This window comes from Salinivibrio costicola subsp. alcaliphilus (assembly GCF_001996185.1).
GTDB lineage: Bacteria > Pseudomonadota > Gammaproteobacteria > Enterobacterales > Vibrionaceae > Salinivibrio > Salinivibrio costicola.
Genome location: NZ_MUFR01000151.1, coordinates 1 through 400 on the forward strand (window position 1 = coordinate 1; position 400 = coordinate 400).

The window sequence follows — 400 nt, forward strand, 5'->3', positions numbered from 1 at the left end:
ATGATCAAGTCAGGCATGTATAAAGACGCGGGGGCAGAAAAAATCAAGCTGGTCACTTGGGAATTTAAGCCTCCGGTGATCAAGTTAACGGGCAGTCAAGCCACCGCGTTGACTGGTAAGGGCGCGATAACCACATCGGGTAAAACCACGCTGGCCCTCGACCCCTTGTTGGACTTTTCGATCACCTTGGATGTGATACTCGCGGCCGCCGCTTACTTTAAAATCAAAAACCTGGTGAAAAAGCTCCAAGAAGAAGCCAAGAAGCTGGAAAAAAAAGTCAAAGAAGGCAATGTTGGGGCATATTTTGGCGCTGAGTTTTTTGTCATGGCCTCAACCAAAATCAACACTCAAGGCAGCATTGAGTTTATCCCAGATGCTAAGCCAGCCTATGCCTTTGATG

Annotated in this window: 1 pseudogene; it reads left to right on the forward strand. The window is 47.8% G+C overall.

Annotation, left to right across the window (positions count from 1 at the left end):
- Nucleotides 1–400: pseudogene (locus tag BZJ21_RS16455) on the forward strand (hypothetical protein); the annotation flags it as partial.